The sequence below is a fragment of the Paenibacillus tyrphae genome (assembly GCF_024158745.1).
GTDB lineage: Bacteria > Bacillota > Bacilli > Paenibacillales > NBRC-103111 > Paenibacillus_G > Paenibacillus_G tyrfis_A.
On record NZ_JAMZAW010000030.1, the window covers coordinates 1 to 13,248 of the forward strand.

The window sequence follows — 13,248 nt, forward strand, 5'->3', positions numbered from 1 at the left end:
ATTCGTTTACTAGCTTAATTGAATCTCAAAATGAGATTCGCACGTTACTCGTTGTTCAGTTTTCAAAGAACAAATTCGTCTTACTCAACGTTGCTACCGAAGCAGCGAGAAATAATATATCATGTTAACCACTTGAAAGTCAATAGCATTTTTTTCTTCCAAGTCCGTCTCGAAAGTACGAATCAATCGAAGCAGATCATCTGTTATTTGCTTGACTCACGTCCGCCTCTCAACGGCCGGATTAACAATATATCATGTTAATTGATATTAAGCAACAAACATTTTCTTCCTTTTGGGTAGTCTTCTTATTCAAGTGTGAGTTATGATCATTTGAGACATAAACAGCCCATTTTAGGCTGTTTTTTTAACATCAATGTGCGACTGTTTATAATATCCGATTGGACAAACCTTATATTTTTATAAGATAACCTTAGACAAACATCATTTTCTTAGTTTCTTGATCACGACTTCCATTTGGGCAGGCTTAGGTGTTAGGGGAGAACAGCAGCATAAACCAAGGGAAGTGGAACGGTGTTCATATGCTCGGCGCCGTCTTATGCCTTAAAAACAGTGGAGTAAGAGCGAAGAGTAAATGCAATTCCTTGTCCGGAATTAAAGAACAAGAAATTGCAAATATTAATAACGTTCGCCGCGTACAGATCGATATAGGAATCAGGTTCGGCAGTGGCAGTTATCATCCGGGTTTATGCGATGATTCCAAGTTCCAAAGCTTTCATAACAGCTTCTTCCTTGTTGCTGACGCCAAGCTTAGTATTAACTGAGCTGGCGTAGTTTCTGACCGTGCCGACCGACAAATACAATTTGGACGCTATCGTCTTGTACCGGTGACCTTTGGCGACAAGCTGCAATATTTCGATTTCTCTGGGTGTCAAATCATAGGTATTGGCCGTATTCGATTGCGGTAATGCGCTGCTCTCATCGAGCTTTTCAAATATTTTGCGGGACATGCCCTGTTCGATCAACGTGTCTCCACGGTGAATAATCCGTATCTTATTGGCTAACTCAAGCGGCTCCGTCGTTTTCAGCAGGAAACCGTCCGCGCCGTTGCGCAGTAAATCCCGCGCTTGCTCGCTATCCTGAAATGTGGTGAAAATCAATACCCGGATATGAGGCCACTGCTCCTTGATGATCGTGGTCGCTTCCGCTCCACCCTTGCGCGGCATGTCCAAATCCATGAGCACCACGTGAGGCTGAAGACGTCCGCACAAGTCGACAGCTTGCGCGCCGTCCTCAGCCAAGCCAGCTATGACCAAATCCGGGAATTTGTCCAGCAGCGTCCGCAAACTTTCTCGAATAAACGGTTGGTCATCGACAATCAGCAAGCGTATCTCCTCTTCCAACGTCTCCGCTTGTCGGGGCAAAGTACAAGTGACCCGTGTCCCGTCCCCCGGTTTCGTAAAAACGGATACTTGGCCCTGCAAATTCATCGCTCGTTCCTTCATCGCGTTAATGCCGAACCCCTCGCGCCACTCTTCCATCCCTCGCCCGTTGTCCTGCACCTCAAGCCTCGTAAATTGCTGTTCGAATTGTAGTGAAACGGTCATTTCCGTCGCCTCGCCGTGACGAACGGCATTTGTAAGCGACTCTTGCATACAGCGAGTCAAGGCCATTTTCGCTTGCCGTGACAACATATACTCCTCTCCCAACACTCGGAAAATGACATTGACCTGGGCATGCTCCTGAAATTCATCTCCAAGCAGCTGCAGAGACTGAATCAGCGAATCCTCTGCTGATCCCATTTGATGCAAATAGCCCCTCACTTCCTCGATGCTTTTGCGGCCCAGTTCAAGCAAGGAATCTAGTCTTTGTATGCCTGTTTCGGTAACAAGCTCGGCACGCAATGTCTCCATTCCCATGATGATGGAAGTATACGCATGCCCAACGGTATCGTGGAGCTCCCGCGACAGCCTATTTCGTTCTTCCGTCAGCGTAATGCGCTCGATCTGGGACATATATTGCTCGAGCACCGCGTTTTGCTTACGAATCGTTTCATTTTGCCGATGATTGACGATCAATAAATGAAAGGCGAAGCCCATCACATAAGCAAGCCCATAATAACTGATCGTAATAAAGTAATCGTTGCTTTGCGCTACCGTATAGAACAAGGCGGGGAAAATAAGGATCGTGGCCGGAGCCGTCCAACGATAAGATCGGTGGGCGCTATTCGCCGCGATGAGAAACGCAGAGACAAGAAATGAGACGAAAGCAACAGGGAACAATGAAGTTAAATAGATGCACAGTCCGCCATAGATCAGCATTTCCGTGAACAGGTAGTATTTATAACTGAGCTGCAAGCAAAGCCACGGAATGGAGAAGGCAGCGATTCCCCAGAAAACAACGATCCAAAGCGGTAGTGTCAAACCTTCCTGAACACTGATCATCGTGATGATGAGCGTAGTGCTGTTTATAAAGCGGGTCGCCAACATAATCCAGTCATACCATATCCACCGTTTAACGATGTCCAACAATTCGTTTCAACCCCTGTATTCAACGTCTGATATTTTTCATAGCTATCATCTTAACTGTCGAATCATGATGCGAGTATAACCTCCGATTGATTTCACCAAGCGATCGGCTAGCTTGAAGCTGATCAAAGCAAATGCGGCTCCGACCGCCATCACAATGAGCGATTTTGCCAAAGTATCTACACGCATAATAATAACATTCATATCAATGTAACGATACAGCAGTGGAGTCAGGAGTAACATAAAAGGAGCTACATAGAGCGCTGCGGCACTGACGAGGCTGATAAGCCCAATCACTAATTTCTGCATCAACCAATAGACGGCGACCCAATTGCGACGATCCGTCAGCTCGGATTTGGCTTGAGTCCACACCGATCCTTCCGTTGTCGCTTTCTTGTCGTATGGGGCAATCGTAACATCGGTATAAATTTTTGTTTGCGTTCGCTCAAATTGAATAAACGTTGCAGTTGTTCGTAAAACATGAGTGACTAAAGGAATGCCAATGACTGTAAAAGAAAGGCTTAAACTAAACGATAGAGCAACCAGATAGAAGCAAAAGTAAAACAAACCTGTAGCAAAAGTCAATAATAAAAAATAACCATTTTGGATGAAACCTGTCACAATGTTCTTCATAGGTTCATCGCTCCTCTCCAGTAATACCCGTATCGTACAGCTTCCTGTGTCATTTGCGCCAGTGTAAAAATGTCATGTGATACTTTCCAAAGAGAGGATTATCCCGAAAACAAAAACGGCTGTTTAATCGGCATTCAAGAGATTGTATTATTGTCATCGGACAAAGAAGTTTTGCAATTTCGAACCCAAAGAACCTTCATGATCTCCCACTTCGCTTCGGTAATTTGAGGTATGTGCTTCAATGGATCGTTGACTCCTCTCTGGATAAATTGACTACTTGCGTAATCCAAAATAACATATTACAAATGTAGTCCTGGATTGTCAAATGATAAGTTATTTGGATTCAGTCAACGAAATGATTTGTTTTCGCGGTGTGGCCGTTGCGCGCCCAGACGATCGACTTCCCAAATTTCTCCTCCGTCCATCTGGCATTTTCGTACATCGCAATATCATACTGATTGTAAAAGTCTTTAGGTTTCTCCGGTAAGTATCCCATCATTTTGGTAAACTGTTCGATGACGGCAGCATACTGTTCGATCCAGGTGAATTCTGGGGATTCCCCGTTCAATTGTATTCTGTTCGAGCAACCTACGAATTTCTTCGGTGTCTTCATGATATTTGTTTTTCATTTCTTCCGAAAGATTCATGTAAATGTACGCATCCTTCGTTCGGGGATAAGGTCTTTAAACTTATCGTTCAAAAGTGGCACAAGTTCCGGTTTATGCAGTTGCACATACTCTATGATCGATTCATAGACATTTTCGCTAATCGTTTTCACATGCCTATGATACGCACTTTTTGATCATTGTCTGGATTGTTATTATAGACCCGAATCCATTCAAAGATGTCGGATAGAACCGTCTGAGACCGAGTCCGACACGCCCGCCTTCACCTGCTTCGAACACATCTCCCACGCTGCCGCATCAACGATGACGGCAACAAGCGTCTCCCGCCAACCCAACTCTAGCAGCCGCTTCAGAACGAGGGTCAAATCCATGCTAGCGCCTGCCGCGGGTTATCGCCGGTATCCGACAAAATGATCGATCTCGCCGCCTCCTCTGCCGCCGCTTGAACGCTTCATCCAAGGAATAAGCTTCTGTCGTGAAGCCGAATTGCTCACTTCGGTCCCAGAAAGCATTGGGCGATGAGCCGTCATATGACAGTAAATACGCATCATTGTGACATAATGCATCTTGGCAGTATGACAATTACTTTGCAATACTCGGGGAGACAAATCGCTTCGCAACGAATGTCAAACAATAACCCTAGGGAGGAAAAAAATGAACAAGAAATTATTAACGAGGCTGGCGCTTACTACAATATGTAGTATAAGTTTGGCCGGTTGTTCCACAGAAGAAATCCCATCAACACCATCCAGTTCGGGCAATACGCCTGCATCTAAACTTGAAACTGACATGAAGGACAACCAGACTCCATTACAGTGGCTGGAGAAGAATGCAATCAAATTAACAACAACTGAGCCTCGTGCTTCTTTGGAAGATTTACAACCACTTAAAGAGATGATAGGATCCGCTTCTATTGTTGGTTTAGGCGAAGCTTCTCATGGCATGCATGAAATCTTCACAATGAAACAACGTATCGTACAGTATATGGTTACGGAATTGGGGTTTACAAACCTTGTCTTAGAAGAGAACTGGGGGAACGGATTGATGCTTGATCGCTATGTTCTTACAGGTGAAGGGCATCCAAGCAAAAATCTCAGCCCCACGTTTAACAATAAAGAAGAGACACAGATGTTGGAATGGATTCGTGACTACAATGCCAATCCCAAACATGTCAACAAAGTACGTGTAATCGGGATGGATCAACAAAAATTAGATGAACATGTGTTTAACAAAATTTCGGACTATATCCAACAATATCATCCGAATTTGATTTCTCAATTAAATGGCAAAATGAAAGAGCTTATTCCCGCAACAAAAGATGAGCAAAGTTTTGCGGAACTGCCCAAAGATGAGAAAGAAAAGCATCTTTCCAATGCCCGGTCTATTATTGAGCTGCTAGAAAAAAATGAAGCTAATACCGGCAAGCAAAAAGAAGATTACGCATGGGCATTGCATAGCGCCCGTATTATCGAGCAATTTATTTATATGTTTGCAGCTGAACAACAGCCGGAGTTCTTCTTAAGACATGATATTGCAATGTATGAAAATGCGAAGTGGACACAAGAGCAATGGGGGAAAACCATTGTATGGGGTCATAACGGACATATATCCAAAACCAATATTCTTCCATTCGTATATCCGGAGATGTCAGGACAACATTTGGCTAAACATTACGGCGACAAATACGTATCCATCGGGACTTCAATCAATTCAGGTTCATATAACGGTATTAATGAAAGCGGCAAATTCGGTCCTTACGGAACGGTTAAAATCGATGACCCCAATAGTATTAACTATACCTTCGGACAAGTCAAACAAGATCAATTTTTTGTAGACTTGCGCAAAGCAAGCGGTTCGGTGAAAACTTGGTTAGATGAAACCCGTCCTCTATTTGCCGGAATAACAAAATTGGGACCTGAAGTACCTTTGTTTGTAGACGCTGCATTCGGCAAGACATTTGACATCTTTTTCTATATCAATAAGGTCACTCCATCACAAATGAATGAATAATACGACGATTCCATAATCAAAAGGAGAAACGAAATGAACAAAATTTCTATGCTCACTGTATCGACAATGATTACCGCGACTCTATTACTGCCATTACAAGGAACTGGTATTGCAAAGCAGGCGGATCCCCTCGTTACTACTTACAGTCAAGATTCGCAGACCAAAGCCAAGCAACTTATCGATGAAGCTGCTAACCAACAAAATATACCGGGCATAATTGTAGCTTCCTCAAACAAAGGATCAAAATGGGCATATGCTTCCGGTGAAGCAAGCATTTACGGTACTGACCCGGTTAAGACGAACTTTACTTTCCGGATCGGTAGTCTAACAAAGACGTTTACTGCAATGGTCGTTCTTCAGCTTGTTGATGAACAAAAACTGAACCTGGATGACACGATAGAAAAATGGCTGCCTGATGTTGTTAAAGGTACTGAATATGAAGGGGATCATATCACGATTCGGCAACTATTAAACCAAACAAGCGGTATTCCTGACTATTCAGACCACAAGGATTTTCTCGATAAATTTCTCCCAAACCCGTTACATTCCTTTACTGCTGACGAATTAGTTCGTACTGGACTGAACATGAAGGCAATCTCTAAGCCTGGAGAGAAATGGGTTTATTCCAATACGAATACGGTACTGGCAGGGATGATTATTAAGAAGGCTACTGGAGAAACATACGGGGAACATATTAGGAAACGTTTCATAGTTCCCCTTAAGCTAACGAGCACTTATGTACCCGACGACTACTCGTTTATTCCAGGTGAACATGCACGAGGATACTTCGTACTCGACGGTCAATTCATAGACAGAACCGAAATGAATCCCTCTTGGGCAGATGCTGCGGGATCTATGATCTCCACAGCGGATGATATGAATACATTCTTCCATGCTATACTTAGTGGCAAGCTATTAAAACCAGCTACTTTAGATCAGATGTTAACTGGGGTTGAATCTCCAGCAGGTGAATACGGCTTGGGGATCGCTGGAATAAAGCTGACGAATGGTATTACGATTTGGGGGCATGGCGGCAACGTTCCAGGATTCGCAACGTTCACAGGTGGAACTCGCGGCGGGGATTATGTACAAACCCTTAATATCAATGCGATGCCTTCTGATAATACGTTGCCTCTTTCCAAAAGCATTGCCGAGCAACTCATTTGCTCTTCATCACATTAAGAACACCAGCAAGCTGGCACCGGAAATTTCCTATTCCGGTGCCAGCTTGCTGCCATTTCGGCCCCGACCGTTTCCTCTGCCCGCGACTCACAACTTGATACATTAGTTGTCTCACAGCCCCCGCTGCCGCATCGCCTCGAACAGAACGACGGTAGCGGCCATCGCCGCGTTCAGCGATTCGGCGCGTCCCTTCATCGGGATGAGTACCTGATGCCGGGCGAGCTGCCGAACTTCTTCGGAGACGCCTTGCCCTTCGTTGCCGATGACAAACCACGTGGATTTGCGAAAATCGTGCTCGTAGCAGCTAACCGCTCCTTGCAAGCTTGTAGCGACAACCTGCACACCGGACTCGGCCGCCTGCGGCAACCATTCAGTCAAGTCGCCTTGGACGATCGGCAGATGGAAAAGCGACCCCATCGTCGAACGGACCGTTTTTGGGTTATACAGATCGACGGTCCCTTTGCCAAGCAGTACGCCGGAGGCGCCGACCGCATCGGCGCTGCGGATGATCGTGCCCAGATTGCCGGGGTCTTGGATGCCGTCGATGACGACGACCAGCCCGTTCGGCTCACTGGCCGCGAGCAGATCGCTTCCGCGCCACGGCAGCTTCGGGACGACCGCGAATACGGGCTGCGGCGTCTCGGTGTCCGTGCATTTGGCCAGCACGGCTTCCGTCACCGGGATGCATTCCGCGCCTTTAGCCGCCGCATCCTCCAACAGCCCGGCAATCGCTTGCTTCTTATCGGCGGCGTAAACCAATGCCTCCGGCACCAGATCAACGGAACGGAGCGCCTCCTGCACAAGGTGGACGCCTTCGATCAAGAAGCGTCCCTGCTTGTCCCTCCCTTTGCGGCTGAGCAGTTCGGTCCATTGCTTTACCCGCGGATTTTGAACCGAGCTTAGGATGGCCGGTTCACTGGAAACTGTCCTTTTTTTATCGTTCATACGATTTCTTTGGCCCTCTATTCCGCAAACGTCTTTTCGAAATTTTTCAAATCTTCGTTCGTCCCTACGATGATAAGAATATCGTTATGTTTTATGATATCTTCGGCGTGCGGGGCGATGTTCATCTTGTCCCCAGTTCGGATCGCCATCACGTTGCAGCCATATTTGGCGCGAATATCGAGCTCTCTCAGATTGCGGCCGACCATTTGTCCGGACGCTTGAACCTCGACGATGCTGTAATCTTCCGAAAGCTCTATGTAATCGATAATGTTGGATGAAATCAAATGATGAGCCACCCGGACGCCCATATCGCGCTCCGGATAAATCACCTTATCCGCCCCGACCTTGCAGAGCACCTTGCCGTGAAGTTCGTTCTGAGCCTTGACGACAACCTTCGGCACGCCGATTTCTTTGACGATGATGGTCGTAAGAATACTTGCCTGAATATCTTGTCCGATTGCGACGATGACGACGTCGAAATTGCGCAATCCGAGCGCACGCAGCGCTTCTTCATCGGTGGAATCGGCTTGAACGACGTGGGTTACAATATTCGACACTTCCTGGGCCCGCTGCTCGCTGCTGTCGATCGCCAGCACTTCAAAGCCGAGATTCGATAACGTTTTGGCTACGCTGGAGCCGAAGCGCCCCATGCCGATGACGGCGAATTGTTTTTTCATCCGTGCTCATCCCCTTTCTCATTTCTTTATTATATCAAGAAGCGCGACAGTTCACCAAAGTTCGCGTCGAAGCATGAATCTTATCCAAGCGGAGCATATTAATAAAAGCGAAATCGCATTAACCAAGTGGAAAAGACAACAAAGCGAGGAACTGCCATGAACCTGAATTTGCGGCAAGCGATCATTCAGCGCATGCATGACAAAAGCAACGAAGAGCTCTTTGAAGTTATTGCGGATTCGATGGATGCGGAAGAACGTGTGCTGCCGGGCCTTGGAGTATTGTTCGAAATTATTTGGAAGCACAGCGAATCAGATACGCAGAACCAGATGGTCGCGACGCTCAAAGAGCATTTGGCTTAAAGCAACGGCAAAAAAGCGTGCGGGGAACGGTCCCTGTGCGCTTTTCCACCATGTTATTGCAGTTATTCGAAAATACCGCCGACCGGCCCGGCTTTCAATGGCGCCGGACGCTCACAGCTGCTATGCATCTCATAGTGCTTTCCATGCGTAGAAGCATCATGGAAGCCATGCATGGCCTCCAGCACGTGATAAGCCAGCCCCCCGTTCGCGCGGTGGGTCCGCCCTTGTCGAATCGCTGCAGCCATATCCAGTACGCCAAGGCCGCGACAGTTATCCGTATAGCCATGCGTAAGCGGCATATCGCTGAATTCCTTGGCGTCATGTCGTCGGATTCGTACTGGACCCCCGAAGGTGTTCGGGTCGGGTACGCTAAGCGTCCCCTCGCTTCCGTAAATCTCGATCCGCGGCAGCTCCGTTCCGCCGAACGCGTCGAACGAGGTGATGATCGTTCCGATCGCGCCGCTGCAGAAGTCGATTACGCCCGCAATATGAGTCGGCGTCTCCACGTTAATCATCTGGCCGAATTTAGGCTGGCTGGTTATCGTGCGCTGCGGATACGAAATGCCGGCCGAGCCCGTAACCCGGCGAATCGGTCCGAGCATCGCCACGAGGGCAGTTAAATAATAAGGCCCCATATCAAACATCGGGCCTCCGCCCTTTGCATAGTAAAATTCGGGGTCGGGGTGCCAGTGCTCGTGGCCCCGTCCGATCATAAACGCGGAGGCGGCCACCGGCACGCCGATCCAGCCGTCTTCGATCAACTTGATGCAGGTCTGAATGCCGCCGCCGAGAAACGTATCCGGGGCGCTGCCGACGAGCCGTCCTTTCTCTGCCGCCTTGGCCAGAATGGCCCGTCCTTCCTCCCGGGTTACGGCGAGCGGCTTCTCGACGTAGACGTGCTTTCCGTCCTCCAGCGCTTGAAGGCATACTTCGGCATGCGCGGCGGGAATCGTCAAATTGATCACCATATCTATAGCCGGATCGGCCAGCAGCTCGGCAGGCGTGCAGGATTTCGAGACGCCATATTCCTCGGCGCTTGCCCGGGCCCGAGCCACGTTCAAATCGGCGCAAGCCGCCACTTCAAGCTCAGGATTCGCAGTTAAATTTTGTAAATAAATTCCGCTGATTTTGCCGCAGCCGACGATGCCCGCTTTCAGTTTATTCATAGGTCAAGTCCTCCGGGCCGCTTCCGCCCGCCCGTCCGAAGCCCACAGCAAGCCGCGCCGCATCATTTCGTTTATTTGCGGTATTTCCAGAATGCCCTTCTGATGACCAAGCGAGCAATAGAATACTCTCCCTGCTCCCCACCATTTTGTCCAGACGACAGGCATATCGACGGCACCATTCGGCGAATGAGGTCCAAGCGTGAGCGGGAAGCGCGTTATCGCCAGTACGTTGACCGCAGGATCGACGTGCATATAATACTGCTCGCTCCGCACGCGGAAATCGCCGATGCCGTCCAGCAGCGGGTTGGAGCTCGGGATAAGCTTGACTTCGTAATCCACCTCGTTATTTCCCGGATGGGCAACCCATTGACCGCCTGTCATAAAATGCCATTCGACGTCCGTGCGGAAAGTGTCGCACATCCCGCCATGACAGCCTGCGAGACCGGTGCCATTCTGAACGGCAGCCGAAACGTTCCGGATGAGCGACGGATCGGCTTCCCCCATCGTCCATACCGGTACGATCAGATCCATCGACTTCAGCTTTTCCCCATCGGCAAACGCCTCAAGGGTATCCGACATTTCCACTTCGAACTCCGCGTCAATCAACAGGTCCCGGAACAGGCCGGCGATTTCCTCAGGCTGATGCCCCGACCAGCCGCCCCAGACGATCAATGCTTTTTTCATCCCTCGATGTCCCCTTTCTACACTTCCTGGATAGAAACCCAGCGGCGCTCCGTGATCGACAGATCGACCGCTTCCAACACCTGCTGGCTCTTGACGCCGTCCCTGAAGTTCGGGATCGGCTGCCGGTCCTCTCCAATCGCCTGCAGCAGCTCGACCGTCTCGTGAATTAAGGTGTGCTCATAACCGAGCGTATGACCGGGAGGCCACCACGCTTCCGCATACGCATGAGACGGATCCGTTGCCAGCACGCGCCGGAAGCCCTGCACGTCGTCCGGATCATCGGCAAAAAAGACCTGCAGCTCATTCATCCGCTCGAAGTCGAATTTTACGCTGCCTTCGCTTCCATTGATTTCAAACGCATTTCTGCAGCGGCAACCCCCTGCGATCCTCGTCGCCTCGAAGCTGCCCAGCGCCCCTTCCGCGAACCGGGCCAGGAACAAGGTTGCGTCATCGACGGTAACGGGGCCGCGAGCTTGTTGTCCGTTCGCTGCGGCACCTGCCGCCGATTCCGTGAACGGCCTTTCCTTGACGAACGTTTCGTTCATTCCGACGACTTCCGTCATATCTCCGATCAGGTAATGCGCCAGGTCGATCAGATGCGCGCCCAAGTCGCCGTGAGCGCCGGAGCCGGCCACTTCCTTCCGCAGCCGCCACACGAGCGGAACCTCCGGGTCGATAAGCCAGTCCTGCATAAACCAGGCGCGGAAGTGATAAATTTGCCCCAAACGGCCTTCGTCGATCAGCTTTTTCGCCAGCCGAACCGCGGGAACGAAGCGGTAATTGAAGCCGACCATATGCTTGACGCCGGCCGCTTCCACGGCCCTGAGCATTTCACGGGATTCGGCCAACGTCAAAGCCAGCGGCTTCTCGCAGAACACGTGCTTGCCCGCAGCGGCGGCGGCCAGCACGATTTCCTTATGCACATTGCTCGGCGCATTAATATCGACCAGATCGATATCCTCGCGCTGCAGGAGCTCCCGCCAGTCGGTCGTACAGCTTTCCCATCCGAATTGCTCCGCCGCTTGCGCCACGGCTTCGGCATTGCGTCCACAGATCGTCTTCATCACAGGTTTCGGCACCTTCGGAAAAAACATCGGTACATCCCGGTAAGCATGGCTGTGCGCCTTGCCCATAAATTTGTACCCGATCATCCCTACGCGGACTTGTTTCATCTTCGGCTCCTCCCTCCTTTGGCCTGTGGCTTATTACCCTTCGCCGTCCCTTATCGAATCGGACGCCGCGACGGTGTTACCGCAGGATGCGGCACGATTGCCGCACGACAAGCTTCGTATCCAGCTTCAGTCTGAAGCTCTCCGATGCACCGCCCGTCTCATTTCCTCCGCCGACACGTCCCAGCACCCGCTCCGCTGCCAGTCGGCCCATCTCGTAAAACGGAACGGCAACGCTCGTTAGGGGAGGAACGGTTACGCGGGCAGCCTCTGAATCGTCATAGCCGACAATCGCATAATCCTGGCCGGGAACGTGCCCGTACTCGCGGAGCCCTTGCATCAAGCCGATCGCCATCCGGTCGTTTGAGGCGAACACCGCATCGATCCGGTTCAGGTGCGGATGCATGGCTGCGGCCGCTTTCATTCCGCTTGTTCGGCTGTAGTTGCCTTCGTAGTACAGATGCGCGGGCAGGTCGCCCGGAGCCTTGGCATCCGCCGGCAGCAGTCCCGCTTCGCGCATGGCCTGCATGTATCCCCGCAGCCGGTCGCCGCTGTTGGAAAACTCGGGCGAGCCGCTCAAAAACGCAATGTCCCGATATCCCAAGTCGAGCAGATGCCGTACCGCGCGGTAGCTTCCTCCCTCATGATCCGCATCCACTTCATTAAACCACTCTCCGCTCATATGCTGGTTGATCAGGCAAAACGGGAACCCGCCGTCTTCCAATTTTTTCAGCTCCGCCCGTTCCGAGGGCGTATCCGTCGCTCCGAGGATCACGCAGGCATCCACCTTCTGTGAACGAAAAATACTGCTGTAATCGCTTTCTTCTCCGGGAGCGCGGAATTTCAGCAGCATATCGTAGCCTGAAGCCTTCACCTGCTCCCCGATTCCGCTAAGCACTTCAGAGAAATAGTAAGTCGAGAAAATATGCACTTTCGGCACATAAGGCAGCACGACACCCAAGTTGCCGCTTCTGCGGCGGGCGAAGCTTTGGGCAATCGCGTTTGGATGATAATTTAATGTTTTGGCGGCCTGAAGCACCCGCAGCCGGGTCTGCTCCTTCATCGGACCGACGTCGTTGAATACGCGGGAAACCGTCGCTTCGGATACTCCCGCCAGCTCTGCAACTTCCTTTCGGGTTACGATTGCAGCCACCTCCTTCACAGTAATGTACGCGCGTTCATTATCTCATGCTCCGACTTTGTATGTCAATCCTGAATACCGGAGTTCACTTCAATAAAAAGTAAACATTTTCACCTATTGACAGCTGGCGAATTATGGGAAACGATGATATACATACCGACGTTCATCA

At 50.0% G+C, this 13,248-nt stretch carries 12 protein-coding genes and 1 pseudogene; 3 read left to right on the forward strand and 10 right to left on the reverse strand.

Annotated elements, in window-relative coordinates; translation table 11 throughout:
- Positions 1-704: 704 nt before the first annotated feature.
- From NI000_RS31210 to NI000_RS31225, 4 genes and pseudogenes are all read right to left on the reverse strand, one after another.
- Complete coding sequence (locus NI000_RS31210; RefSeq protein WP_253415257.1) at positions 705-2,489, reverse strand: helix-turn-helix transcriptional regulator; 1,785 nt, start codon at positions 2,487-2,489, stop codon at positions 705-707.
- A 45-nt stretch (positions 2,490-2,534) separates the two neighbouring features.
- Positions 2,535-3,110, reverse strand: a complete 576-nt coding sequence (locus NI000_RS31215) for a sensor domain-containing protein (RefSeq protein WP_029191869.1) — start codon at positions 3,108-3,110, stop codon at positions 2,535-2,537.
- A 352-nt stretch (positions 3,111-3,462) separates the two neighbouring features.
- A complete protein-coding gene (locus tag NI000_RS31220) occupies positions 3,463-3,732 on the reverse strand; it encodes an erythromycin esterase family protein (protein ID WP_010500021.1) in 270 nt (89 codons plus the stop codon).
- A gap of 225 nt (positions 3,733-3,957) precedes the next feature.
- A pseudogene (locus tag NI000_RS31225) lies at positions 3,958-4,122 on the reverse strand (hypothetical protein); the annotation flags it as partial.
- A gap of 277 nt (positions 4,123-4,399) precedes the next feature.
- Between NI000_RS31225 and NI000_RS31230 the strand changes: the two are divergent.
- Positions 4,400-5,755 carry an erythromycin esterase family protein gene (locus NI000_RS31230; RefSeq protein ID WP_253415259.1) on the forward strand — a complete coding sequence of 452 codons (1,356 nt, stop codon included), beginning with the start codon at positions 4,400-4,402 and terminating at the stop codon, positions 5,753-5,755.
- Positions 5,756-5,788: 33 nt separating this feature from the next.
- Entirely contained in the window at positions 5,789-6,937 is a 1,149-nt protein-coding gene (locus NI000_RS31235; protein WP_253415260.1) for a serine hydrolase domain-containing protein, read from the forward strand.
- A 111-nt stretch (positions 6,938-7,048) separates the two neighbouring features.
- Here the strand turns inward: NI000_RS31235 and NI000_RS31240 are convergent, their stop codons facing one another.
- Together NI000_RS31240 and NI000_RS31245 are read right to left on the reverse strand one after the other, a co-directional pair.
- Positions 7,049-7,882, reverse strand: a complete 834-nt coding sequence (locus NI000_RS31240) for a TrmH family RNA methyltransferase (RefSeq protein WP_253415261.1) — start codon at positions 7,880-7,882, stop codon at positions 7,049-7,051.
- A 17-nt stretch (positions 7,883-7,899) separates the two neighbouring features.
- Positions 7,900-8,559 carry a potassium channel family protein gene (locus NI000_RS31245; RefSeq protein WP_253415262.1) on the reverse strand — a complete coding sequence of 220 codons (660 nt, stop codon included), beginning with the start codon at positions 8,557-8,559 and terminating at the stop codon, positions 7,900-7,902.
- Between the two features lie 156 nt (positions 8,560-8,715).
- On the opposite strand from NI000_RS31245, the gene sspI reads away from it, so the two are divergent.
- Positions 8,716-8,919 (forward strand): small acid-soluble spore protein SspI, encoded by a 204-nt coding sequence (gene sspI, locus NI000_RS31250; RefSeq protein WP_253415263.1) that lies wholly within the window; start codon positions 8,716-8,718, stop codon positions 8,917-8,919.
- Positions 8,920-8,981: 62 nt separating this feature from the next.
- On the opposite strand, the gene NI000_RS31255 is transcribed toward sspI, so the two are convergent.
- The 4 genes from NI000_RS31255 to NI000_RS31270 all read right to left on the reverse strand — a co-directional run bounded on the left by NI000_RS31255 (position 8,982) and on the right by NI000_RS31270 (position 13,091).
- The gene (locus NI000_RS31255) at positions 8,982-10,085 is read right to left on the reverse strand and encodes a Gfo/Idh/MocA family protein (RefSeq protein WP_253415264.1); all 1,104 of its coding nucleotides are present in this window, start codon (positions 10,083-10,085) and stop codon (positions 8,982-8,984) included.
- Between the two features lie 3 nt (positions 10,086-10,088).
- Positions 10,089-10,769, reverse strand: coding sequence for a ThuA domain-containing protein (locus NI000_RS31260; protein WP_253415265.1), 681 nt, complete (start codon positions 10,767-10,769; stop codon positions 10,089-10,091).
- A 17-nt stretch (positions 10,770-10,786) separates the two neighbouring features.
- A complete protein-coding gene (locus NI000_RS31265; RefSeq protein ID WP_253415266.1) occupies positions 10,787-11,941 on the reverse strand; it encodes a Gfo/Idh/MocA family protein in 1,155 nt (384 codons plus the stop codon).
- A gap of 76 nt (positions 11,942-12,017) precedes the next feature.
- Positions 12,018-13,091 carry a LacI family DNA-binding transcriptional regulator gene (locus NI000_RS31270; protein ID WP_253415267.1) on the reverse strand — a complete coding sequence of 358 codons (1,074 nt, stop codon included), beginning with the start codon at positions 13,089-13,091 and terminating at the stop codon, positions 12,018-12,020.
- Positions 13,092-13,248 lie beyond the last annotated feature (157 nt).

Bases quoted from the DNA above. Each gene is read 5' to 3' on its own strand.
- NI000_RS31235 (WP_253415260.1), top strand. From the start codon at position 5,789: ATGAACAAAATTTCTATGCTCACTGTATCGACAATGATTACCGCGACT.
- NI000_RS31240 (WP_253415261.1), bottom strand. From the start codon at position 7,882: ATGAACGATAAAAAAAGGACAGTTTCCAGTGAACCGGCCATCCTAAGC.
- NI000_RS31260 (WP_253415265.1), bottom strand. From the start codon at position 10,769: ATGAAAAAAGCATTGATCGTCTGGGGCGGCTGGTCGGGGCATCAGCCT.
- NI000_RS31230 (WP_253415259.1), top strand. From the start codon at position 4,400: ATGAACAAGAAATTATTAACGAGGCTGGCGCTTACTACAATATGTAGT.
- NI000_RS31265 (WP_253415266.1), bottom strand. From the start codon at position 11,941: ATGAAACAAGTCCGCGTAGGGATGATCGGGTACAAATTTATGGGCAAG.
- sspI (WP_253415263.1), top strand. From the start codon at position 8,716: ATGAACCTGAATTTGCGGCAAGCGATCATTCAGCGCATGCATGACAAA.
- NI000_RS31245 (WP_253415262.1), bottom strand. From the start codon at position 8,559: ATGAAAAAACAATTCGCCGTCATCGGCATGGGGCGCTTCGGCTCCAGC.
- NI000_RS31255 (WP_253415264.1), bottom strand. From the start codon at position 10,085: ATGAATAAACTGAAAGCGGGCATCGTCGGCTGCGGCAAAATCAGCGGA.
- NI000_RS31220 (WP_010500021.1), bottom strand. From the start codon at position 3,732: ATGAAGACACCGAAGAAATTCGTAGGTTGCTCGAACAGAATACAATTG.